We start from the raw sequence: 23,143 nt of genomic DNA, 5'->3' as shown, positions 1-23,143 counted from the left end.
CGCTACCGCTCGTACTTGGTGACGGCGCTGTCGGCCGCGACGCGATCCGCCGCCCGCTGGATCCGGTCGGCCCACTGTGCCGGCGTGACGCGCCGGGTGGCCAGCTCGCCGGTGGCGTCGTCGACCGCCTTGGCCAGGGGCGCGTACCAGGTGCGGAAGCGGTACGCGAACGTGTGCGAGGCGGCCGCGTCGACGGCGGCCTTCACCGAGCCGAGCCCGCTGGAGAGGTTGAGGCCGTCGGTCGCGCCGGTCACCGTCGGCAGGGTGGAGTTCAGCTCGGCGAACCGTCGCGCGGCCGGCTTCGAGAACAGGACGCGCAGGAAGTCGAGACCGCCCCGCGGGTTCTTCGCCTTCGCCGGCACGATGAACGACTCGCTGCTGGCCGCCTGCAGCGCGCTCACCGGCATCCGGTCCCCGCCGCCGAGGGACGGCACCGGGGCCATCACCATGTCGAAGCCGTCGGGGGCGATGCCCTTCTGCTCGGCCTCCAGCCAGGACCCGCAGGGAATGATCGCGGCGCGGCCCTGGCACCAGGCGGCCTGCGCCTCGGTGTGCGACAACGCCTCCGAGCCCGGCAGGATGTAGCCGCGCCCGGCCAGCTCGGCGACGGCGGTGGCCGCGTCGAGCAGTGCCGGCTGCTTCCACGCGTGGGGTTCCAGGTTGTCGACCGCCTTGACGAGATCGGTCCCGCCGGCCTTGGCCGCCATGGCCAGCAAGGGGTCGTTGACGTACTCCGGGTACTTGCCCTGGTACGTCCATGGCGCGGCGCCGGTCTTCCTGATCTCGGCGCAGAGCGCCAGCATCGCGTCCCAGGTCGTCGGGAACGTCCAGCCGTTGCGCGCGAAGAGCGACCGGGAGTACCACAGCCCCCAGACGGTGTAGGTGAAGTTGAGCGTGCGCGGGACGCCGTCGAACGTGCCGTCGTCGACGACGCCCGGCAGCAGGGTGTCGCGCACCTTCGTGCCGCCGCCGTCGAGCGCCGGGGCGTCGAGCAGTTCGCTCAGGTCGGTGAGCTTGCCCGCGGCGACGAGCGTGGCGAGGTCCAGCCGTCCGGCGCCGGTGTTGTCGACGACGTCCGGCGGGGTGTCGGCGACGAACCTCGGTTGCAGCGCCTCGCCCACCTTCTGGATGCCCTTGTGGTCGACGGTCGCACCCGGGTGTCGCCCCTGGTAGAGCTTCTCGGCGTGGACGGCGTAGTCGTCGCCGTAACCGCCCTTGAAGATGACGACCTCGAGCGGTGTCGCGTCGGGCACGCCGAGCGGGTTCTCGGCGGTCTTCGCGCCCTCGGCCGCGGGGGCGCCGTCGGCACCGCCGCCGGCGGTCACGCATCCGGCCAGGGGCACGGCCGCGGCGACGGCCGCGCTCGCGCGCAGGACGGTGCGCCGGGTGGTGGGGTGGCGTCCGTGCGGAGAAGAGGGGTTCATGACTGGGCTCGCCTTCTCTAGGCGGCGCGCCGGATGCGCCCGGCGTACCGCGCCTCCAACTCCTGGTTGTGTCGGTCTCCGCCGGGAACGTTCGCCGACAGGTAGACCGGGGGCGTCTCCCCGGCGGCGACGAGCCGGGCCACCACCTCGCACACGACCTGCTGGGCCAGCAGCGCGCCGGTGACGGACGAGATCGCGCCGACCGCTCCCCCGCCCTCGATCGGCAGGGCGGCGTCCCCGAAGGGGGCGCCGTTGTCGAGCACCACGTCGGCGAGGTCGGCCAGCCGCAGGCCGCTCGGGTGCCGTGGCGGGACGCCGTTGGTGTGGGCGAGCGAGGTGACCGCGACCAGCCCGTGGCCGTGTTCGCGTACCAGGCGCGCCAGTTCCACCACCACGCCGTTGACGCCCGAGTTCGACGCGATCACGAACACGTCGTCCGGCTTGACGGGAGCCAGCTCGTAGAGGCGGTGGGCGACCGCCGGGTCGCGCTCGAGGAACGGGTCGTCGAGCGACGCCCGCTCGGCCCCGCCGTACAGGACGATGTCGCGCAGCGCGATGCGGTTGGTCGGCACGAGGCCGCCGGCCCGTCCGGCGATCTCCATGGCCAGGGCCTCCGAATGGCCGCTGCCGAACGCCTGCACCACGCCGCCCGCGCGCAACCCGGCCGTCAGCAGGTCGGCCGCGCGGCGCACGGCGTCCTGCTGGGTGGCGGCCACGTGCGCGATCGCGGCGTTGACCGCGGTGAGGTACTCCTGGGCGCCGATCATCGTTCCTCCGGTCGGTGACGCCGCCGGGGCCGGCGGCTCTCGTCGGGCAGGCGGTGGGCGGCGACCGCACGGGCGGTCACCTCGAAGGCCGCGGTGGTACGGCGGTACGTGCGCTGCGCGACCGCGACGTAGATCAGGTCGAGCACGAGCAACTGGGAGTGCAGCGCCGACAGCGCGGCGAGCCGGAACGTCGTCTCCTGCACCGCGGTCGTCATCACGACGTCGGCCACCTCGGCCAGCGGCGAGCGCGGGAACGAGGTGACGGCGACGGTCAGCGCGCCGTGGTCGGCCGCCTCGGAGAGCACCTCGATGACCTCGCGGGTGCGGCCGCTGTGCGACAGCCCGATCGCCACGTCGCCCGGTTCCAGCAGTGCGGCGTTGGTGAGCGCGGTGTGCGGGTCGGGGCGATGCCAGCACGGCACCCGGATCCGTTCGAGGCGGAACGCCATCTCGCGGGCCGCGTTGCCGGAACTGCCCAGCCCGAACAGCTCGACCCGGCGCGCCTGGGCCACGGCCGCGGCCACCCGGTCGACGGCGGCGAGGTCGACCTGGCCGGCCGTGTCCTGGATCGCCCGCCCGTCGGCCGACGCGACGACGTCCAGCAGATGGCCGAGCGGGTCGTCGGGGCCGATCTCGCGGTCGATGTCGGTGTCCCAGCGGGCCTGCGCCGCCCGACCGGTCTCCGTGGCGACGGCGACCCGCAGCTCGGCGTAGCCCCGGTAGCCGAAGGTGCGGCAGAAACGGGTGACCGTGGCCGTCGAGGTGCCGGCCCGTTCGGCGAGGTCGACGATCGTGGACCGCGCGGTCTCCTCCGGGTCGCCGAGGAGCCGCTCGCCGACCCGCTGGAGAGCCTCGGGCAGGGTCGGCAGCTCGGTGCGGACACGGCCCAACAACCCGGTCCCGGCCATCGGCATTCCTTTCACTTCACTCTTGTGATGAGCAAAATTATGATTGAACGTTGATGCATGTCAATACTTTGCACATCGACAATCCTCGTTCTCGGTGCCGACTGTGGCGGCTCGGCGACCAGGGCGCTCGTGTCGACGCCCGACGGGCGGGTCGTCGGCCGCGGCCGGGCCGGCGCCGGCAACCCGGCCACCCAGCCGCCGACCGAAGCAGCCTCCGCCCTGGTCGCGGCGGCGCGGGAGGCCCTCGCCGGGCACGATCCGGCGCGGGTGGCGGGCGCCGTGGTGGGACTGGCCGGACGGTCGGCCCTGGACCGACCGGCGGTGGCGGCGATCTACCTGGACGCCTGGCGGGCCACCGGGCTGACGTGTCCGCTCCGGACGGTGGGCGACGCGGTGGTGGCGTTCGCGGCCGGAACGCCGGCGCCGTCGGGCACGGTGCTGATCGCCGGGACCGGGGCCGTCGCGGTGCAGATCGTCGAGCGGTCGGTGGGCCGCACCGTCGACGGACTGGGCTGGCTGCTGGGCGACGAGGGCGGCGGCTTCTGGATCGGCCTCGAAGCGGCGCGGCTGACCGCCCGGACGCTGACCGCCGGCCGCCGCGCGGGCGGGCCACTGGTCGACGCCGTTTCTGACGCCGTGCTCCGCGCCGCCACCCCGCCCGTCCACACCGGCCCCACACCTGCTTCCCCCGGGGAGTTCGTCGAGCCACTCGCCGGATCGACGGGTACGGCGCCTCCCACGGCGGTCGACAGCTTCGTCGCCGCCTTCTACGCCTTGCCCCGCGATCGGGTGGCGGGGCTGGCCCCGCTCGTGCTCGACGCCGCCCGCGTCGGCGACCGGGACGCGCGGCGCCTGATCGAGGCAGCCGCCGACCGGCTCGCCGCCACCGTGCGTGCCGTCTCGCCCGGTCCCGGACCGCTCGTCCTGGCCGGCGGCCTGCTCACCGGCCCGTCGGAGCTTCGTGCCGCGCTGTCGGCCCACCTCGGACGACGGCCGGTGTCGGTCGCCGGAGACCCCGCCGCCGCGGCGGCCTGGCTCGCCGCCCGCGAACTCGTGCCCACCGGCACCGAGCACGGCGCATTCGTCACCCCGTCCGAGTGATGGCGGGCCCGGCGACCGGACCGCCGGCACCGCGAGCACCACCGGACGACATGGCCCGTCGACCCGCAGCCGTTGACGAACCGGCGACCGATCTGAAACATTGACGGACGTCACGCGAAAGAAGTTGGCATAGCAACGCAAGAAGACGATTGCATCGCCGGAATTTTCCGACACCCTTGCCCGCCACCGGCCGCCGCGGTCCGCGCCGCAGGTTCCAACACCGATCACACAGAACAGGGACGCCATGAAACGAAGGAAACTCGGCCGAGGGCTGCTCAGCGGTCTCCTCTCGGCCGGCCTGATCGGCCTGACGGCCGTCTCGCCCACCCCGGCGCTCGCGGCCGGGGGCCCCAACCTGTCGTCCGGCAAGGCGGTCTCGGCCAGCGGATCCAACGGCGGCTACGGCGCGGCCAACGTCAACGACGGCAACCAGCAGACGTACTGGGAGAGCCCGTCGAACGCCTTCCCGCAGTGGGTGCAGATCGACCTCGGCAGCAGCGTCACCGTCGACCAGGTGAAGCTGAAGCTGCCCCCCTCGACCGACTGGGGCACCCGTACCCAGACCATCGCCGTGCAGGGCAGCACCAACGGGAGCACCTTCAGCACGCTCTCCGGAGCGGCCGGGCGGGTGTTCAACCCGGTGACGGCCAACACCGTCACCATCGACTTCGCCGCCACGGCGGTCCGCCACGTACGGCTGACCATCACCGGCAACACCGGCTGGCCCGCCGCCCAGATCGCCGAGTTCGAGGTCTACGGCGTGGACGGCCCGGGCGGTGGCGACCCCGGCGTCCCGGGAGGCACGAACCTGGCCGGTGGCAGACCGATCGAGGCGTCCTCCTCGGTCTTCACCTTCGTCGCGGCCAACGCCAACGACAGCAGCCCCAGCTCCTACTGGGAGTCGGCCGGATTCCCGTCCACCCTGACGGTGAAGCTCGGCGCCGACGCCGACGTCACGGCGGTCGTGGTCAAGCTCAACCCGGACCCGGTCTGGGGCGCCCGCACGCAGCAGATCGAGATCCTGGGCCGCGCGCAGACGGCCACCGGCTTCACCTCGTTGAAGGCCGCGGCGAGCTACGCCTTCGACCCGGCGGGCAACCAGAACTCCGTGACGATTCCGGTCACGAGCCGGGTCGCGGACGTACAGCTGAGGTTCCTCGGCAACACCGGCGCGCCCGGCGGGCAGGTCGCCGACCTCCAGGTGCGGGGATCCTGGGCCCCGAACCCGGACCTGGTCGTGACGACGACGAGCTGGAGCCCCGCGACGCCGAGCGAGGCCAACCCGATCACCCTGTCGGCCACGGTCAGGAACACGGGGACCGCGGCCGCCGGCGCGACCAGGGTGGACTTCAAGCTCGGCGGCACCGTGGTGGGCGGCGCCTCCGTCGCCGCGCTCGCCGCCGGCGCCTCGACCACCGTCTCGGCGAACATCGGCACGCAGTCGACGGGCAGCCACACCGTCTCCACGGTGGTGGACCCCGACAACACGGTCGCCGAGCAGAACAACGACAACAACAGCTTCACCTCGGCCACGCCGCTGGTCATCACCCAGGCTCCCGGCCCGGACCTCCAGGTCGTCGGCGTCACCCCCAACCCGGCCAACCCGGCCGTCGGAGCGGCGGTCACGTTCACCGTCGCGGTCAGGAACCGCGGCATCACCGGCGCCCCCGCCGCCTCTGTGACCCGGGTGGCGGTGGGCGGCACCACGCTGAACGCCAGCACCCCCACGGTGGCCGCCGGCGCGACGGTCAACGTGGCCGTCGGCGGGAGCTGGACCGCCACCGCCGGCGGCGCGACCATCACCGCCACCGCCGACGCCACCAACGTCGTCGCCGAGACCAACGAGACCAACAACTCGTTCTCCCAGGCCATCGTGGTGGGCCGTGGCGCGGCCACGCCGTGGGTCGAGTACGAGGCCGAGGCCGCCCGCTACCAGGGCACCCTGCTGGAAGCCGACCCCCTGCGCACGTTCGGGCACACCAACTTCGCCACCGAGTCCTCCGGGCGCAAATCGGTGCGGTTGAACAGCACCGGGCAGTTCGTCGAGTTCACCTCGACCAACCCGTCGAACTCGATCGTGGTGCGCAACTCCATCCCCGACGCTCCGGGCGGCGGCGGCATCGACGCCAGCATCAGCCTCTACATCAACGACGTGTTCGCCCAGAAACTGACGCTCTCGTCGCGGAACAGCTGGCTGTACGGCACCACCGACGACACCGAGTCGCTGTCCAACACCCCGCAGGCCGACGCCCGACGGCTGTTCGACGAGTCGCACGCCCTGCTGTCGCGGTCCTGGCCGGCCGGGACCAGGTTCAAGTTGCAGCGGGACGCGACCGACACCGCGTCGTTCTACATCATCGACCTGATCGACCTGGAGCAGGTGGCGCCCCCGGCCACCAAGCCGGCCGAGTGCACCTCGATCACGGCCTACGGCGCGATCCCGAACGACGGGCTCGACGACACCGCCGCCATCCAGCGGGCGGTGACCGACGACCAGAACGGCGTGATCAGCTGCGTCTGGATCCCCGCCGGGCAGTGGCGGCAGGAACAGAAGATCCTCTCGCCGGACCCGAACCGCGGGCAGTACAACCAGCGGGGCATCCGGAACGTCACGGTCCGCGGAGCGGGCATGTGGCACGCACAGCTCTACACCCGGACCGAGCCGCAGAACGTGGTGGGCAACATCAACCACCCGCACGAGGGCAACGTCGGTTTCGACATCGACGACAACACCAGGATCTCCGACATCGCCATCTTCGGCATGACGACCAACCGCGCGAACCGGGGACACGGGCTGAACGGGCGGTTCGGCAGGAACACGAAGATCAGCAACGTGTGGATCGAGCACGTCAACGTCGGCGCCTGGGTCGGGCGGGACTACTCCGACACGCCCGCCTACTGGAACCCCGGCGACGGGCTGGAGTTCACCGGCATGCGGATCCGCGACACGTACGCCGACGGCATCAACTTCTCCAACGGCACGCGTAACTCCCGGGTGTTCAATTCCTCGTTCCGTACCACCGGCGACGACTCCCTGGCCGTCTGGGCCAATCCGCGGGTGAAGGACGCCAGCGTGGACGTCGCGCACGACAACCGCTTCCTGAACAACACCATCCAACTGCCCTGGCGGGCGAACGGCATCGCGATCTACGGCGGCCACGGCAACACGATCGAGAACAACCTGATCCACGACACGATGAACTACCCCGGCATCATGCTGGCGACCGACCACAGTCCACTGCCCTTCACCGGCACCACGCTGATCGCCAACAACGCCCTCTTCCGGTGCGGTGGCGTCTTCTGGAACGAGGACCAGGAGTTCGGAGCGATCACGTTGTTCCCGGCGACGACGGACATCACCGGCGTCACCATCCGTGACACTGACATCCACGACTCGACCTACGACGGCATCCAGTTCAAGAACGGCGGAGGCAACATGCCGAACGTCGCGATCACCAACGTGAAGATCGACAAGTCGAACAACGGCGCCGGCATCCTGGCCATGAGCGGCGCTCGCGGCAACGCCGTCCTGACCAACGTCACCATCACCAATTCGGCCGACGGCGACATCGTGAAGGAACCCGGTTCCACCTTCTCCATCACCGGCGGCTGACACCCGCCCGACAACGGTGACGCGAGGTGTCTCCGGCCGCGGCCGGGGACACCTCGCGTCGAGGCGACCGCGCGGGCGCCAGCGGCCGGGTGACAGCAACGCCAGACAGACCCGTGCCGGGGGTCCGTGCGCCCAGTGGCGTCGAGCCGCCTACGGTCCCGCCGCCAGACCCGGGCGGGGTTCGGTCGCCGAGCGGACATCCTGCCGGGGTGGGACGTGCGGCCAGGCGGATCGACGCGGTCGCCGCGCCCTCGCGAGCGCCTCTACGATCGGGGATATCGAATCCATGATCGTGGAGGTTCGCGGGATGACGGTCGGGTTCGGTCTGCTGGGACCCGTGAACCTGTGTGTCGACGGCCGTCGCGTCGCGCTGCCGACCGGCCGGCCGCAGCTCCTGCTGGCCGCGCTGCTCATGGGTCGCGGGCGGCGGGTGTCCGCCGACCGGCTCAGGGGCAGCCTCTGGGCGGAGCCACCACCGTCGGCGCAGGTCAACATGAGGGCCTACGTGGCGCGGTTGCGGGTCGCCCTGGGCCCCTACCGCGACCGGCTGACCTGGGTGAACTCCGGCTATGCGCTGAGGGTGGAGCCGGGCGAGCTGGACCTCGACCGGTTCGAGACCGACGTACGCGACGCCTCCGACGCGGGTCGTCAGGGATGCCCGGAGCAGGCCGCGGACCTGCTCGCCACCGGGCTGCGCCGGTGGTACGGCGAGGCAGCCGAGGGTCTGCCCCGCTACGGTGCGCTGGGCCACGGCCTCGACGCGCTCGACGAGAGCCGCGCGGTGGCGGTCGAGCAGTACGCCGCCGCGTGCGTCGAGGCCGGCCGGACCGATGCCGCAGTCGGCGCGCTGCGATCACTGCTCGCCGACCGGCCAGAGCGCGAGTCCGCCTGGGAAGGGCTGGTCCAGGCCCTGGTCCGCTCGGGCGACCGGGCCGAGGCCATGGCGGCCCTGGCCACGGCGAACGCCGCGCTGCTCGCCACGTCCGGCCGGGGCGCCGGATGGGTCCTCCAAGACATCGAGCGCAAGCTGCTCCATGAGACGTCAGGCCCTGCGCACCGCCCGATGCCGACGCCCGGTGCGGCGTCGCCGGACGGGCCGCCGTCCACCCTTCCGCCGCCGGTGGCCCTCGTCGGCCGGCAGCGCCTGCTGGCCCGGATCGAGGCCGAGCTCGGCATCGCCAGGATGATGGTGCTGCACGGCCCGGCCGGGGTGGGCAAGTCCGCGTTGGCCGGCAGCGTCGCCGCCCGGCTCGCCCCGTCGCACCCGGGCGGACAGCTCTACCTCGACCTGTGCGGCAGCAGCCCCGGTCTGACCCCGATGACCGTCGAGGAGGCGATCGGCAGCCTCCTTCGCGCGCTCGGTGGGGACCGGTCGGGCGGCACCCCCGGCGCGGAGGCAGCCGAGCTGGGGGTGCGGGTCAGCGGCCGGCGGGTGCTCGTCGTCCTGGACAACGTCGTCGACGCCGGCCAGGTACGACGGCTGTTGTCGGTGCTCGGCAGCGCCACGGTGATCGTGACGAGCCGGACCACGTTGCCCGCGCTGGACGTGGCCCACCTCGCAGTCGACGAACTCGGCGCCGCAGAGTCGATCATGCTGCTCGCCCGGCACGCGGGCACGCACCGGTTCACCGGCTCGCCGCGGGAGGCCGAGGAACTGGCCGCGATGTGCGGGCACCTTCCACTCGCGCTACGGATCGTGGGTGCCCGACTGGTCGGCCATCCGGAGTGGACGCTCGCCGACATGGTCGTCCGGCTCTCCGACGAGCAGTACCGGCTCGACGAGCTGAGCTGCGACGACCTGGCCGTGCGGGCGAGCCTGGCGGTGACGTGCGACGTTCTCGCCGAGCGAGCGGGCGGGCCGGAAGCGTTGGACCTGTTCGACCGCTGGGGAATGATCTGCACCCCGACGCTCGACCTCGATCTGGCCCGGGTGCTGACCGGGGCCACCGCGCGCGAGGTACGCACCGCGCTGGACCGCATCGCGGACGCGGGGCTCATCGACCCGTGCGGGACGGGCCGCTATCGCCTGCACGACCTCGTGCGGATCTACGCCGTCGAACGCGGCCGTCGTGACCCGGTGGCCCGGGCGGCTGCGTTACACGCGGCGCGCTGCTACTTCCTCGACACCGCGCGGCGCGCCCGGGACCAGCTCCGGCCCGACCCCCGTCGGCTGCCCGACGTGTTCGTCGAGGCCGTCCCCACCGTCACCTTCACCCATCAGCGGGAGGCCCTGGGGTGGCTCGAGGCGGAGCGCGACAACCTCCTCGCCGTGGCGCGCGTGGCGGCGCGGGACGGCACGGCCGAGGGCGACCTGTTCGCGGTCGGGATGTGCACGGCGCTCTACCCCTTCCTGCCGATGCGGGGCCACTACCGGGAACTGCGTGAGCTGGCCGAGAACGCGCTGCGTTGCGCCCGGCGGCTGGGCAGCCGTCCGGACGAGGCCACCTCGCTGACCTACGTCGCGGTTGCCCGGTCCCGGCTCGGCGAGACCGCACAGGCGGTCGACGGCCTCCGCAGGGCACTCGCGCTCCAGACGGCCGAAGGGGACAGCCACGCGGTCGCGGTGACCCACGACCATCTCGGAGTCGTGCTGGCCGCCGCCGGCCGCCTCGACGAGTCCCGGGTGAGCTTTCTACGGGCGCTCGAGATGCACCGCCAGCGCGACGACCGGCAGCGGGTGGGCCTCACCCTGAACAATCTGGCCGACGTGCTGCTGCAACTCGGCCAGACCGAGGCGGCGCTCGTCAACCTGCGGGAGAGCCTGCGGTTGCGACGTGAACTCGGCGACGAGCTGGGCCTCGGCATCACCATGTTGACCATCGGTCAGGTCTACGCCCGTAGCGGCCAGCCCCGGCATGCGTACGGATGGCTCGGCAAGGCCCTGACCGTCGCGCGTGCCACCGGCAACCGTGAGGCGGAGTGGCGGGTCCTCACCGTGCGGGCGCAGGTCCACCGTGCCACGGGGCAGCGGCTGGCGGCCCGCGACGACCTGCACCTGGCGCTGGCTCTCTCCGAGCGGATCGCCGACCCGAACGGCACCCGCGAGGTGCGTCGGGCTCTGGCCGAACTCGACTCCTCGGCCGACACGGGGCGGAAGGTCAGCCGACGCTGAGCCGCGTCAGGCGGCAGGTGGATCAACGGGAGAAGGCCGCAAACGGGGCTCGTACATTCCGAGTACATCATCGATGAGCGTCTTGACGAGCCGGTTCGCTGACCCGATAGTCAGGCAACCGTCCTTTGCGTCCGTGGCAGGGGATCCGGCTGCCTGACGGAGTCGAGGTATGAGGCCACGTTCCCTGCCGCTGTTCGCGGTCGCGCCTCCGCCACGGTCGGCGCGCCCTCTCCGGCGCGGTACGTCCACACCGGCTTCGACGGGTTCATCGCCGGCGTCCCGCGCCGCTGACCAACGACGTCGTGACGGATAGACAGGAGCTCAAGTGATCACGAGAAGAAGCCTGCTCGTTGCCGCGGGTGCGGCGGTGGCCACCGCCGGGCCGTTGGCCCGCCCGGTGGCCGCCGCGTTGCCTCAGGTCGACATGGAGGCGCTCATCAAGGCCGCCCAGATCGACCCCCGCCGGGCGGACACCGCCATCACGGCGGGCGCCAAGGACAGCGTTCTGCTGGTCGAGCGGGCCCTGCAGGCCAGAGGGCTGCTGTCGGCCACATACGTCGACGGGCACTTCGGCACCAGCACGATCGCCGCGTACGCGGCGTACCAACGGTCCCTCGGCTACACCGGCCTCGACGCGACCGGGCTGCCCGGGCCGTCGTCACTACGACTGCTCGGCGAGGGCCGATACACCGTCGTCCGCGCCATCTCGCCCGGCAGCGTCGTGACCCTGCGCGGCTTCCGGGTCAACACCCGGACCAGGGCGATGCTGCTCGAGGCCGAACGTCTGCTCGGGCGCCAGCTCAGCATCACGCAGGGGTCCTACAACACCGGCGTGGGGGCGTCGGCGGGCACCCACGACGGCGGCGGCGCCCTCGATCTGTCGGTCAGCGGTCTCTCCTCGGCCACCCGGACGGACGTGCTGCGCCGGCTCCGCACGGTGGGCTTCGCCGCGTGGCTGCGCACCCCGAGCCAGGGGGACTGGGGCTACCACATCCACGCCATCGCCCTCGCCGACACCGACCAGTCGACAGGTGCGCAGAACCAGGCCGGCGACTACTACCTCGGCCGTAACGGGCTGGCGAACCGCGGCCCCGACGACGGTCCCGCGGTCAGCCCCAAGCGCACCTGGGAGGAATACCAGCGGACCCTGTGACGACGACGGACCCCAGCGTCACCACGAGCTGCATCGATGCCAGTCACCAGCACGACCAGGAGGAAAGTTGTCCATCCGTAACAGCCGCCTCACGCGCGGCGCCGTCGCCGTACTCACCACGGTCCTGACGACCGCGGCGGCCGGCCTCACCGGCGCCACCGCCGCCCACGCCGCCGTGAACACCTCCCCCAACCACGTGGTGGTCTACAACAACAACATCGAGAACTGGCTGCCCGCCTCCTGCGCCGACGGGTTCATCTGGGACCGGCTGATCACCTACATCAAGGGCCGCCCGCTGAGCCCGGACATCTTCACCGTGCAGCAGGTCTCGAACCAGACGCAGCTCGACGCCCTGACCCAGCGCCTCTCCGACGAACTGCCCGGAACCTACGCCGGACAGATCGCGATCGCGAACCCCGGCTCGATGGGCTACACGAGCACCTGCGGCAAGATGAAGAACCAGCAGACCAACGCGGTCATCTACCGCTCCGACCGGTTCACCTACGAGGCCGCCACCCGCTGGCGCTCCGACGCCCCCGAGAACTACGACGCGGGCACCGGCGGATGCCAGAATCTCGAACCCACCCGCAGCAGCCAGGACCGGGTCCACAACATCGCCGTCCGACTGCACGACAACATCGCCAACCAGGACGTCTCGGTGGCCTCGATCCACTGGCCCACCAACACCTGGCACGGCCCGAAGTGCGCGGACGAGAACATCAAGGAGGCCGACGAGGCGATGACCCGCCTCGGCGGCGACCTCAAGATCGTCGCGGGTGACGTCAACACCGAACCCGACACCGAAGGCTGGTGGAACGACGGCAAGGCCTTCGGGTACCGCGACCCGATCGCCGAGAAGTGCGGCAGCCGCAACTGCTCCGCGGCGTACGACACCCTCAACAGCCGGCGCATCGACTTCCTGCTGGTCAAGAGCGGCAACGGCTTCAGCAACGTCGCCACGATCACCCCCACGATGGCCGGCGGTGAATACTCCGACCACCTCGCCCTCACCGCCTACGTCAACTACTGACGACCAGCGACAGGTGACCAGCGACCGGTGGCTGCGGAGGTCCCGCCCCCGAAATCACCGCATGGACGCCAGCCGCCACCGGAGTGGGACGCGACAGGATCGCTCGCTCGGCGGTACAGCCACGTAGCGGTCCGGCGACGGATGAACAGGTGCTGGTGATGATGTTCGCGCTTACGCCGCGGACATCATCACCAGTTCCAAGGTCAGCCGATGACCGCCGTGCCGGCACGAGCACGTAAGCACTCTCATGGCAGGGGTGCAGGGCCGGCTCCATCCGGTTGACACCGAGTGCTGACGACCCGCCCGTAGTCGGCCGGCCGGACAGTGTGCGCTTGCAAATGCAGCACCATCCTGTTCAGGGCCTGCCTGCCGGCCTCGGCGGTGAGGTCGAGCTGATACTCGTGGCCGAGCGGCGGCTCGTGGTCATCGGGGTAGAACAGGGTGTCGACGGAGACGCCCCGTGTGGCCAGGGACTCGGCGAGGGCGGCCGAGTGCCGCCGGAGCGGATCGGCGTTGCCCACGGTGAGGAAGGTCGGCGGGAACGTCGCGCTGACGTGCCGCGGCAGGGACGCGTAGGCGATGCGAGGATCGGTTCGGAAGTCCTTGACTCCCGTGTAGGCCCACAGGACGGTGTGCAGCAGCCGGGCGTGCGGCCCGTCGTAGTCGGGCAGGTCCAGGTCGTACGGCCCGCAGGCCAGAATCGTGGCGCGGACGGTCGCCCCGCGGACGGTGGTCGGCAGTCCGGCCCTGTCGGCGTAGGTGGGATCGGTGAGCGCGAGAGCTGCCTGGGCGGCGATGTGTGCTCCTGCGGAGTCCCCGGCGAGCACGATCTGCGCGGGATCGATGTGCAGTCGGTCGGCGTGGCGGACCAGATGGGCCAGTGCCGCGTCGACCTGCAGGACCGGGGTCGGGTAACGGCGCTCGGGTGCGTGGGAGTACTCAACGGCGACGGTCGTATAGCCGCGGGCGGCGAGGATGCGCAGGTAGTTGCGCACACCGGTGCGGCTCCCCCCGATGAACCCGCCGCCGTGCAGCCACACGACCGTGGGCAACGGCGAACCTGCCGCCAACGGGGTGAACACGTCGAGGAAGCCGTCCGGGTCGTCGAGATCGTAGCGTTCGTCCAGGATCTGCTCGATCCCGTCGGGCACGAGCGGCGCGAGCGTCTGCTCGATCTCCCGGCCGGACCGGCCAGGCGCACGGCGGATGAGCAGCACCGCCGGCCAGGGGCTGAGCCGGAATGCCAGCCATGCCGCCGCCCCCAGCGTGGCGAGGACGGCGGCGGCGACCGCCAGGACCATCACGTCGTTCTCCGGTGCGGCTGGAGGTCAGCGCTGGTCATCCGGCACGTCGATGTCGGCCCATCCCGACGGTTCGATGCCGAGGCAGCGCAGGTAGTCGAGCAGGGAGGCCACCATGTCGGTGGAGTTTCGGTCGAGCAGCCACTGCACCTGCAGCCCGTCGGCGAGCGCGATCAGCTGCTGGGCGCAGATGTCGGGGTCGCGGCCGGTAATTGGCGGGTCGGCGGTGGCGAACGCGTGGGCGAATCCGCGGGCCAGTGACGCGCGCAGTGTGGCGTACCGGTTGCGGAAGTAGTCGTGGGCCGGGTGGCGGCTGTCCGTCGCCTCGGCGGAGAGTTTGACGAACAGCGGCGCGATGTCGGGTCGGCGCTGGTTGCGTGCGATGTCGCGGATCAGCCACCGGATGATGACCTCGTCGACCGACTGCGGCCCGCCTTCGGCGGCGGCGGTGTCCGCCACGAAGTGTCGTATCGCGTCGACCTCGGCCCGGTCGCGTTCGATCATCATGGTCAGCAGCAGGTCGTCCTTGCCGGCGAAGTAGTGCAGAAGGCCGGCGTGGGTGATGCCGGCGCGGGCGGCGACCTCGCGTAGCGACACGCCCGCGTAGCCGTACTCGGCGAAGATCTCCAGGGCGGTCTGCAGGATGCGTTGGCGGGTGCGCTCGCCCTTGGTCGGCCGTGCGGTGCCGGAGGCTGAGTCGTGAGCCGGCGCCTGGTTCGGGGTCTGCGTCACGTGTGCTCCTTGGTCATGACCGGTGCCGGCAGCGTATGTGGCGGTCGCGCGGCCACGCACGCCGCCGGACCATATTCTACCAAGTGGTAAATTCCTTTCCGGAGGTGGGATGATTTTGCTGAGTGACTGTCTCGTCGGGCATGCCGACACTGAGATCGGACGCCATGGCGGCATTGTTCCGCTGCGGCTCCCCGCGTGGGCCGACCGGCAGCACGGTCGCGCCGACCTGCGCTGGGCGGCGCGCAACCCGGCAGGTGTGCGGCTGCGCATGCGCACCGCCGCCCGCACGGTGACGATCACTCTGCACACGACGGTGGTCGACGACGGCAGGGCGGCTGTGCCACGGATGGTCGTGTTCGACGGCGGGCCCGGCAGAGTGCACGACATCCCGCGGCCGTCCGCGTTGCGGACGAGGCCGGATGGCGCCGGGGGCGTGCAGGTCGTCGGCATCGACCCCGGCGACCCGTACGACCTCGTGATCAACCGCGACGGCGCGGAGGGCCTGCTTGAGGTGCTGCTGCCGCACAACTGCCAGATCGAGCTGCTGGACCTGGCAGCCGACGGTCCGGTTGCCCCGGCCGGCCCGGAGCGCGGACCGGTGTGGGCGCACTACGGAAGCTCGATCAGCCATGGCAGCGGCGCAGAGCAGCCGCACCAGCCATGGCCGGTGCAGGTGGCCCGCCGCAACGGCTGGGACCTGCGCAACCTGTCCTTCTCCGGCAACGCGACCCTCGACCCGTTCGCGGGCAGGGTCGCCGGCGGGATGCCAGCCGACCTGGTCACCGCGAAGGTGGGCATCAACGTCGTCAACGCGGACTGCATGCGGGCGCCCATGTTCCGCACCGCCGTGCACGGCTTCGTCGACAGCGTCCGCGAACGCCTGCCGCAGACACCGATCGTGCTGTTCTCGGCTGTCAGCTGCCCGATGCAGGAAGACACGCCCGGTCCGGTGCGCCACACGGGCGGCCGGTTCGTTCCAGCGCGCCGCGACGTGGAGGGCGAACGGGACGCGCTGACCCTGTCCATGTCGCGGCGCATCGTCGAGGATGTCGTCCGGGCTCGGCAGAGCGCCGACCCGCATCTTTTTCACGTCGACGGGCGGGCACTGCTCGGACCCGACGACACCGGGACGCTGTTCGACGGACTGCACCCGGACCAGACGGGCACGGATCTGATCGCGGCACGGTTCGTTGACGCCCTGCCGCCCGGGGTCCGCGCCGCCCTTCAGCCGAACACCTCCGCAGACCGGTAGTAGCCGCTCAGACCGAGCCGCTGCCAGACCGGAGCGTGCGCGGCGATCCGGGCGGCGGCGGCGGACCACGGAGACCGGCGTGTCGACCACATCATCTCCGCGAGCAGCGGCAGCCGGGGCAGCAGCAGGGCGGCGAGGTCGTCGGCGTCCCCGGTCGTCTCGGTCCAGAGCACCGCCTCGGCGCCGGCGATCCGGGCCGTGCCGTCCGCCACGGCCGTGATGTCGTGGGGCTGCCACGAGTACAGGTCGCTGGTATGTGCGACCGGGTATCCCGCGTGACCGAGCCGCTCCATCGACGCGGTCTGTGCGGGGTCGGTCGACGGTTCGCCGTAGCGGCGGTCCAGATAGAACGGAAAGCTCGGCGACAGCAGCAAGTGCGCTCCGTCTGCCACTGCGCGGGGCAGGTCCTGCGGGGCGCTGCGGAAGGTATCCAGCAGCGTGTCGCGCAGGAACGCGTACTGCGCAGGCAGGCGGCGGTCGAGTTCCTCGGCTCTGGGCGCATCCTGCGGGGAGATCCACAGCTGCAGGACGTCACCCGTGCCGAAGACCCGTCCCCGCGACGCCTCCTGCCAGGCGACAGGCCGCTTGCCCCGCGTGCGCACCCATTCGTGGGCCGCCCGGACGAACCGCGCGTACTCGCCGGGGTCCATTCCGAACGCCTCGTCGCCGCCGATGTGCACGTACGGGCTGGGTGACAGGCCGCACAACAGGTGGACCGCCTCCTGGGCGAAGGCTGTCGCCGCCGGGACGTCCGGGCGCAGGTGGGTCAGGCCCGGGTGCGGCGGCGGCTTGTCGCCGCCCAGTTCGGGGTAGGCCGTCACCGCCGCCAGGATGTGGCCGGGCATGTCGATCTCGGGCACGATCGCCACGTGCCGCAGGGCGGCATACCGGGCGAGTTCAGCGAGCTGGGCGGCGTCGTAGCAGGCGTCCGGGTCGGGGGTGAGTCGCGGTCGGCCTGGCATCCGCAGGCGCCAGGCCACGGCGTCGGTCAGATGCAGGTGCAGGACGTTCAGCCGGTAGTAGGCCATGAGGTCGACTATGGTCCGCAGCTCGTCGAGTGGGCAGAAGCGGCGGGCCACGTCGAGGCTCAGTCCGCGCCAGCGCAGCATCCCGGGCAGCTCCTCGGCCTCGATCAGCGGCAGCTCGGCGGTGCCGCCCATCGGGCCGGAGACCGCCTGGACGACGGCTGTCAGGGCATGGAAGGCGCCACGGCTGCCTGCTGCGCGTACGCGTAGCCGCCGGTCGACGACGGTGATCGAGAAGCCGTCGGGCGGGGCGTCGTCCGCGCCACCGGGATCCAGTCCCCGTGCCGGATCGCCGTCGATGCCACCGCGCCACTGCGGGTGGATGTCGACCACGACGTCGGCCGCTGCCGGGTCCGCCGCCGCGACGGCGAGCCCGCGGCAGCGGTCGGCCAGGGCCGCGATCGCGCCGACGAGGTCCGCCGGCCCGGCCACACGCAGGGTCGTCCCCCGCAGCGTCCTCCTGTGCCCGGCGTCGGACAGCGCGTACGGAAGCGGCACCATCGCCAGGTCGTGCCTGTGCTGGCCGGTCATGAGGCACGCTCCCCCGCGAACTCGCGTTCGTAGGCCTCGCGCCGTAGGCGTTGGGCCGCCGGGTCCGCCACCGGCGCCGACAGCAGCAGCCGCCGGGTGTACGGGTGCACCGGCGCGCCGGTGACCTGCGCCGCCGGTCCGGACTCGACGATCCGGCCGCGTTCGATCACCGAGACCACGTCGCTGACGTGCCGTACGACCGCCAGGTCGTGCGAGATGAACAGGTATGCCACCCCGGTGTCGCGCTGGATCTGGGCCAGCAGGTCCAGCACCATCCGCTGTGTGGTCAGGTCCAGCGCCGACACCGGCTCGTCGCAGACGATCAGCCGCGGCTCGATCGCCAGCGCCCGGGCTATCGCGATCCGTTGGCGTTGCCCGCCGGAGAACTCGCGCGGCAACCGGCGCATCGCGTCGCCCGGCAGGCCGACCTGGTCGAGCAGCCCTGCCACGCGTTCGCGGGCCTGGCGCGCGGACACGCCCTGGCCGTACAGCGGCTCGGCGAGCGTGTCGCCGACGGGCCGCGACGGGTTGAGCGACGTGTACGGGTCCTGGAACACCACCTGGATGTCCCGGCTGAGCCTGCGACGGGCACCGCCCTTCAGGGCGTGGATCGGTGCGCCGTCGAAGGTGATGGCGCCTGCGGCGACCGGCGCCAGGCCGAGGATGGCCCGCCCGATGGTGGTCTTGCCCGATCCGGACTCCCCCACCAGTCCGTGGGTCTGCCCCGGACCGACCTCAAGGTCGACCCCGTGCAGGATCTCGACCGGTCGGGCGCGCCAACCGTGCCCCGGATAGGCGACGCGGACGCCTGCCAGCCGCAGCAGCGGCGGCATGGACACGACCTGGGTCATGGCTGCTCCGTTCCCGACGCCGCCGCGTCGTGGTTCTGTTCCGCCAGCGGCAGGTCGAGGACGGCGTCGACCAGGCTGCGGGTGTAGTCGTGTTGTGGGCGGACGAGCACGTCGGCGACGGGCCCGCGCTCGACGATGCGTCCCTGCCGCATCACCAGCACCCAGTCGCACAGGTCCGCCACCACGCCGAGGTTGTGCGTCACCAGCAGCACCCCCATCCCCCGCTGACGTTGCAGCCGGCGCAGCAGGGCAAGGATCTCCGCCTGCACGGTCACGTCCAGCGCCGTGGTCGGCTCGTCGGCGATGAGCAGCCGCGGGTCGCACGAGATCGCGGCGGCGATGAGCACGCGCTGGGCCATGCCGCCGGAGATCTGGTGCGGGTAAGAGCGCAGTACCCGGTCCGGGTCGCGGATGTCGACCTCGCGCAGCAGCTCGACGGCGCGGCGCCGGGCCGCCTTGGCCGACGCCCCGGTCATCGCCCGGATCGGTTCGGCCAGCTGATGGCCGATGGTGAAGGACGGGTCCAGGTTGCTCATCGGCTCCTGCGGCACGTAGGCAACGGCGGTCGAGCGCAATGACCGCCAGCGCCGCTGGGACAGGCCGATGGTCTCCTGCCCGTCGATGGTGACGCTGCCGCGGCCGATCCGCCCGCTGTCCGGCAGGATGCCCAGGATCGCGAAGGCGGTCTGGGTCTTGCCGGAGCCGGACTCGCCGACCAGCCCGACGATCTGGCCGACGGCCACATCGAGGGACACGTCGCGGACGACTTCGCGCTCGCCGTCGTACCCGGGGTAGGAAACGCTCAGCGACCGCACCGACAGCAGCGCGGCCCGGTCCGGCGACTCGGCCGGCCGGTCTGCCGGGGCCGGTGGGGCGGCGCGGCGGACGCGCCGCGGCAGCGCGTCCGCGCGATCCTCGAGCGCATCGCGCAGCGCGACCGCGAGCAGTACCAGGGCCGCACTGGTCAGGCCGACCGCCAGGCCGGGCCACAGCATCAGCCTCGGTGCCCGCTGCACGAACTGGAAGCCCTCGTTCAGCATGGCGCCCCAGGTGGGCAGCTCGCCGCTCGATCCGACGCCGATGAACTCGAGGCCGGCTTGCAGGCCGAGGGCGACCCCGGCCACGAGCGCCACCTGGATGATGATCGGGGCGCGGACCATGATGAGTACGTGCCGGCTGATGATGCGCCACCAGGGCAGTCCGGACACGCGGGCGGCATCGACGTAGAGCTCGTTGCGTACGGTCAGGACGATGCCGCGCACCAGTCGGAAGAAACTCGGTGCGGCCAGGATGCCGAGGATGACCATCAGCGCCCAGACCGTCGGCCCGAGCACGGCCCGTGATGCGAGCAGGACGATCATTGCGGGCAGCGCCATCAGCAGGTTGACCACCCAGTTGGCGATGGCGTCGAACCGCTTGCCGAAGTAGCCGGCGAGAAGGCCGGTGGGGATGCCCAGCACGAGGGCGACGGCGAGGGCGAGGGCGGCGCCGCCGAGGGTGTTGCGGGCGCCGTAGAGCAGGCGGCTGAGGATGTCGCGGCCGGCGGAGTCGAACCCCAGGGGGTGCCCGGCGCGGGGCGGGCCGAAGGCGTCGCGCAGGTGGGCGGTCGAGGGCAGGTGCTCGGTCAGCAGCGGGGCGGCCAGCGCCGCGACGATGACGGCGAGCAGGACCAGTGTGGACAGCACGCCCAGGGGGTTGCGAAGCAGTCGTCGCGCGGCCGTACTCCGGCCGGGCCGGTCGGCGACGGGCGCCAGGATCTGCGGGTCGGCGCTCATGCCTGCCTCGACTTCGGGTTGAGCAGCGCGATCGCCACGTCGACGAGCAGGTTGATCGTGACGACGCCGACGACGGTCACGGTCAGCAGGCCCATGATGACGGGGATGTCGCCGCGGGTCGTGTAGGCGACTGCCATGCTGCCCAGCCCTGGCAGGCCGAAGATCTGCTCGACGAGCACGGCGCCGCCTAGCAGGCCGACGAACTGCATGCCGAGGACGGTCAGCGCCGGTGCGGAGGCGTTGCGCAGCACGTGCTTGAACAGCACGGTGCGGGCGGGCAGGCCGCGGCTGCGCAGGGTTCGGATGTAGTCCTGGCTCATCACGTCGATGACGGCCGAGCGCACCTGCTGGCTGGCGCCGGCGATCGAGCCGATCGACAGGGCGATGACGGGCAGGGTGACGGTCGACAGCCAGCCTGCCGGGGATTGACTGAGCGGGATGTAGCCGATGGCCGGAAACCAGCCGAGCCGCACCGCGAAGACCATCACGATGACGAGCGTGACCAGGAAGCCGGGCAGGGCGTAGCCGAGCACGCCGAGGATCTGCACGGCCCGGTCGACGGTGCCACGGCGTACGCCGGACCAGACGCCCAGGCCGAACGAGGCCAGGGCCGTCACCGTGGTGACGCCGATCATGAGGCTGAGCGTGACCGGGAGCCGGGCGGCGATGGCGGCCATGACGTCCTCGCTGGTGAACCAGGAGGCGCCGAAGTCGGCGCGCAGGGCGTCGCCCAGCCAGTCGGCGTACTGCGTGAGCACGGGACGGTCCAGGCCGAGCGCGGCGTTCTTGGCCGCGACGAGGTCGGCCGGCGCCTCGGGGCCGAGCAGGGTACGGCCGATGTCGTTGTCCGGCAGGGACAGCAGCACGAAGGTGATGAAGGAGATCACGACGATGAGCGCCAGCCCGGCGGCGGTCCGTCGGAGCAGGAATCCGAGCATGCCGGATCACTCCCTTTCAGGCTGGGGCCGCCCGGCGCTCCGGGCGTCGGGCGGCCCTGCGGACGTCAGGCGGCCGGGCGGTAGTTGTAGAGGGCGGGGACGGCGAGGCCGGCCTGCGGCACGGCGGTCACCGACGGGACGGTGACGTGCATGTACTGCATCCGGTACAGCGGCACGAACCATGCCTGCTCGACGATGTGGCGGTTGAGCTGCTGGGCGTGCCGCGCCGCCTGCTCCGGGCTGCCAGCCCGGATCTTGGCGGTGAGATCCTGGATCGTGGCGTCGGTGTCACCGAAGGGGTTGGCGACCGTCTTGGGCAGCAGCGAGCCGCTGATGGTGGCCCAGTCGAGGCTGGGCTGACCGCCATTCATCACCACACCGGGGTATTTGAACTGCCGGAACGTGGAGGTGAGGAAGGTTGCCCGGTCGAGGTCGTCCCATTTGAGGCGGATGCCGACCGCGCCGAGGTCGGTTCTGAGGGCCTCGGCTAGGGAGTCCGGGACCAGCGCGGCCAGGCGAGGCAGGGTCAGGTCGAATCCGGCCGCGTAGCCGGCCTCGGCGAGTAGCGCCTTGGCCTTGGCCGGGTCGTGGCGGTAGAAGGAGTCGAGTTCCTTGACGTGGCCGGGGGCCTGGACGCCCCAGATCTGGCTGGTGGCGGTGCCGCGGCCCTGCTGGATCTGCTGGACGAGGATGTCGCGGTCGATCGCGTAGTTGATCGCCTGTCGCACTCTCGGGTCGCCCAGCGCGGCGATCTTGGCGCCCTTGCGGTCGAAGATGTTGAACAGCTTGAGGTCGATCTCCTGGGATGTGGTCTTCAGGTTCGTTCCGGCGGTGGCGGCCGTCTGCTGGTCGACGGTCTGCAGGACGGCGGTGTCGATCTGGCCGGTTCTCAGGCCGTTGACGATGGCGTTCTCGTTGTCGAAGACGCGGATGACGACCTTCTCGAACGCGGCGGCGGTGCCCCAGTAGTTCGCGGCTCGGGTGTAGGTCCAGACCGAGCCCACGGTGGTGGCCTGCTGGTCCAGCTCGTACGGACCGGTGCCGTCGGGGACCGAGGCGAACGGCTTGTCCTGGCCGAACTTCACCGGGTTGGCGATGAGTCCGTAGGCGTCGGACAGGCTGTTGAGCAGCGCCGGGTCGGGGCCGGAAAGGCGGATGACGACGGTCTTGGCGTCGGGGGCCTCGACGGACGCGGTGGTCGCGGCCTGGCCTACCTCGGCGCCGCCACCGGCGCGGAAACGGTCGAGGTTGGCCTTGACGGCCGAGGCGTCCAAGGCGGTCCCGTCGTCGAACGTCACACCTTCGCGCAGGGTGAGCGTCAGCGCGGTCTGGGAGGTGTCGTAGGTCCAGGACCGGGCCAGCATCGGGGTGAGGCTGCCGTCAGGCTCGCGCTTGAGCAGCGTGTCGTAGACGGCCTGGAAATAGGGGATGCTGCCGCCGCCCGCGTCGATCGGATCCATGCTGCGGGTGGCGGTCATGGTGCCGATGGTCAGTGCGGTCTTGGCGGCGCCGGGGGTCGGGTCGCCACCAGAGCAGGCGGCTGTGGCGACGAGCACGCCGAGGGCGAGCGCGCACGTGGCGATTCTCGATGTCGGTCTCATTGGGGGACACCTCGTCGTCGTGGTGTGGT

General features: G+C 71.7%; 16 protein-coding genes. 6 read left to right on the top strand and 10 right to left on the bottom strand.

All coding sequences use genetic code 11. The annotated features are described in order from the left end of the window. Window positions 1-2: 2 nt before the first annotated feature. The 3 genes from ngcE to AB0883_RS21390 are packed head-to-tail and all read right to left on the bottom strand — an operon-like array spanning window position 3 to window position 3,099. Window positions 3-1,424, bottom strand: coding sequence for an N-acetylglucosamine/diacetylchitobiose ABC transporter substrate-binding protein (ngcE, locus tag AB0883_RS21400; RefSeq protein ID WP_366642911.1), 1,422 nt, complete (start codon window positions 1,422-1,424; stop codon window positions 3-5). A gap of 17 nt (window positions 1,425-1,441) precedes the next feature. Continuing rightward, window positions 1,442-2,191, bottom strand: a complete 750-nt coding sequence (locus AB0883_RS21395) for an SIS domain-containing protein (protein WP_366642910.1) — start codon at window positions 2,189-2,191, stop codon at window positions 1,442-1,444. Next, the gene (locus AB0883_RS21390) at window positions 2,188-3,099 is read right to left on the bottom strand and encodes a MurR/RpiR family transcriptional regulator (RefSeq protein ID WP_366642909.1); all 912 of its coding nucleotides are present in this window, start codon (window positions 3,097-3,099) and stop codon (window positions 2,188-2,190) included. Before AB0883_RS21390 ends, AB0883_RS21395 begins: the two co-directional genes overlap by 4 nt. A gap of 57 nt (window positions 3,100-3,156) precedes the next feature. Here AB0883_RS21390 and AB0883_RS21385 point away from each other — a divergent pair, with 57 nt between their 5' ends. From AB0883_RS21385 to AB0883_RS21365, 5 genes are all read left to right on the top strand, one after another. Beyond that, complete coding sequence (locus AB0883_RS21385) at window positions 3,157-4,200, top strand: BadF/BadG/BcrA/BcrD ATPase family protein (protein ID WP_366642908.1); 1,044 nt, start codon at window positions 3,157-3,159, stop codon at window positions 4,198-4,200. A gap of 244 nt (window positions 4,201-4,444) precedes the next feature. Continuing rightward, window positions 4,445-7,813, top strand: coding sequence for a CARDB domain-containing protein (locus tag AB0883_RS21380; protein ID WP_366642907.1), 3,369 nt, complete (start codon window positions 4,445-4,447; stop codon window positions 7,811-7,813). Window positions 7,814-8,120: 307 nt separating this feature from the next. Beyond that, on the top strand, window positions 8,121-10,925 hold the full coding sequence (locus AB0883_RS21375; protein WP_366642906.1) for a tetratricopeptide repeat protein: 2,805 nt from the start codon (window positions 8,121-8,123) through the stop codon (window positions 10,923-10,925). 325 nt (window positions 10,926-11,250) lie between these two features. Then, window positions 11,251-12,078, top strand: coding sequence for a peptidoglycan-binding domain-containing protein (locus tag AB0883_RS21370; RefSeq protein WP_366642905.1), 828 nt, complete (start codon window positions 11,251-11,253; stop codon window positions 12,076-12,078). A 67-nt stretch (window positions 12,079-12,145) separates the two neighbouring features. Beyond that, entirely contained in the window at window positions 12,146-13,108 is a 963-nt protein-coding gene (locus tag AB0883_RS21365; RefSeq protein WP_366642904.1) for a hypothetical protein, read from the top strand. 245 nt (window positions 13,109-13,353) lie between these two features. Here AB0883_RS21365 and AB0883_RS21360 read toward each other — a convergent pair whose 3' ends face one another. Together AB0883_RS21360 and AB0883_RS21355 are read right to left on the bottom strand one after the other, a co-directional pair. Then, on the bottom strand, window positions 13,354-14,409 hold the full coding sequence (locus tag AB0883_RS21360; RefSeq protein WP_366643024.1) for an alpha/beta hydrolase: 1,056 nt from the start codon (window positions 14,407-14,409) through the stop codon (window positions 13,354-13,356). A gap of 27 nt (window positions 14,410-14,436) precedes the next feature. Further along, window positions 14,437-15,141: a TetR/AcrR family transcriptional regulator gene (locus AB0883_RS21355; RefSeq protein WP_366642903.1), complete on the bottom strand. Its 705-nt coding sequence runs from the start codon at window positions 15,139-15,141 to the stop codon at window positions 14,437-14,439. A gap of 109 nt (window positions 15,142-15,250) precedes the next feature. Between AB0883_RS21355 and AB0883_RS21350 the strand changes: the two genes are divergently transcribed. After that, window positions 15,251-16,393 (top strand): GDSL-type esterase/lipase family protein, encoded by a 1,143-nt coding sequence (locus AB0883_RS21350; protein WP_366642902.1) that lies wholly within the window; start codon window positions 15,251-15,253, stop codon window positions 16,391-16,393. On the opposite strand, the gene AB0883_RS21345 is transcribed toward AB0883_RS21350, so the two are convergent. The 5 genes from AB0883_RS21345 to AB0883_RS21325 all read right to left on the bottom strand — a co-directional run bounded on the left by AB0883_RS21345 (window position 16,366) and on the right by AB0883_RS21325 (window position 23,114). After that, on the bottom strand, window positions 16,366-17,949 hold the full coding sequence (locus tag AB0883_RS21345; RefSeq protein ID WP_366642901.1) for a family 20 glycosylhydrolase: 1,584 nt from the start codon (window positions 17,947-17,949) through the stop codon (window positions 16,366-16,368). The genes AB0883_RS21350 and AB0883_RS21345 overlap by 28 nt on opposite strands. Further along, the gene (locus AB0883_RS21340; RefSeq protein WP_366642900.1) at window positions 17,946-18,800 is read right to left on the bottom strand and encodes an ATP-binding cassette domain-containing protein; all 855 of its coding nucleotides are present in this window, start codon (window positions 18,798-18,800) and stop codon (window positions 17,946-17,948) included. Before AB0883_RS21340 ends, AB0883_RS21345 begins: the two co-directional genes overlap by 4 nt. Beyond that, complete coding sequence (locus AB0883_RS21335; protein WP_366642899.1) at window positions 18,797-20,575, bottom strand: dipeptide/oligopeptide/nickel ABC transporter permease/ATP-binding protein; 1,779 nt, start codon at window positions 20,573-20,575, stop codon at window positions 18,797-18,799. Before AB0883_RS21335 ends, AB0883_RS21340 begins: the two co-directional genes overlap by 4 nt. After that, window positions 20,572-21,513, bottom strand: a complete 942-nt coding sequence (locus tag AB0883_RS21330) for an ABC transporter permease (protein WP_366642898.1) — start codon at window positions 21,511-21,513, stop codon at window positions 20,572-20,574. The genes AB0883_RS21335 and AB0883_RS21330 overlap by 4 nt, the downstream gene beginning before the upstream one ends. Before the next feature lie 65 nt (window positions 21,514-21,578). Further along, complete coding sequence (locus tag AB0883_RS21325; RefSeq protein ID WP_366642897.1) at window positions 21,579-23,114, bottom strand: ABC transporter substrate-binding protein; 1,536 nt, start codon at window positions 23,112-23,114, stop codon at window positions 21,579-21,581. Window positions 23,115-23,143 lie beyond the last annotated feature (29 nt).

The sequence above is a fragment of the Micromonospora sp. NPDC047812 genome (assembly GCF_040704175.1).
GTDB lineage: Bacteria > Actinomycetota > Actinomycetes > Mycobacteriales > Micromonosporaceae > Micromonospora.
The sequence above is the reverse complement of the archived record's forward strand: the minus strand, read 5'-3'. Positions and strand labels throughout refer to the sequence as shown.

Excerpts from the sequence above, each read along its gene's own strand:
- ngcE (WP_366642911.1), bottom strand. The coding sequence starts at position 1,424 with ATGAACCCCTCTTCTCCGCACGGACGCCACCCCACCACCCGGCGCACC.
- AB0883_RS21395 (WP_366642910.1), bottom strand. The coding sequence starts at position 2,191 with ATGATCGGCGCCCAGGAGTACCTCACCGCGGTCAACGCCGCGATCGCG.
- AB0883_RS21390 (WP_366642909.1), bottom strand. The coding sequence starts at position 3,099 with ATGGCCGGGACCGGGTTGTTGGGCCGTGTCCGCACCGAGCTGCCGACC.
- AB0883_RS21385 (WP_366642908.1), top strand. The coding sequence starts at position 3,157 with ATGTCAATACTTTGCACATCGACAATCCTCGTTCTCGGTGCCGACTGT.
- AB0883_RS21380 (WP_366642907.1), top strand. The coding sequence starts at position 4,445 with ATGAAACGAAGGAAACTCGGCCGAGGGCTGCTCAGCGGTCTCCTCTCG.
- AB0883_RS21375 (WP_366642906.1), top strand. The coding sequence starts at position 8,121 with ATGACGGTCGGGTTCGGTCTGCTGGGACCCGTGAACCTGTGTGTCGAC.
- AB0883_RS21360 (WP_366643024.1), bottom strand. The coding sequence starts at position 14,409 with ATGGTCCTGGCGGTCGCCGCCGCCGTCCTCGCCACGCTGGGGGCGGCG.
- AB0883_RS21350 (WP_366642902.1), top strand. The coding sequence starts at position 15,251 with ATGATTTTGCTGAGTGACTGTCTCGTCGGGCATGCCGACACTGAGATC.
- AB0883_RS21345 (WP_366642901.1), bottom strand. The coding sequence starts at position 17,949 with ATGACCGGCCAGCACAGGCACGACCTGGCGATGGTGCCGCTTCCGTAC.
- AB0883_RS21340 (WP_366642900.1), bottom strand. The coding sequence starts at position 18,800 with ATGACCCAGGTCGTGTCCATGCCGCCGCTGCTGCGGCTGGCAGGCGTC.
- AB0883_RS21335 (WP_366642899.1), bottom strand. The coding sequence starts at position 20,575 with ATGAGCGCCGACCCGCAGATCCTGGCGCCCGTCGCCGACCGGCCCGGC.
- AB0883_RS21330 (WP_366642898.1), bottom strand. The coding sequence starts at position 21,513 with ATGCTCGGATTCCTGCTCCGACGGACCGCCGCCGGGCTGGCGCTCATC.
- AB0883_RS21325 (WP_366642897.1), bottom strand. The coding sequence starts at position 23,114 with ATGAGACCGACATCGAGAATCGCCACGTGCGCGCTCGCCCTCGGCGTG.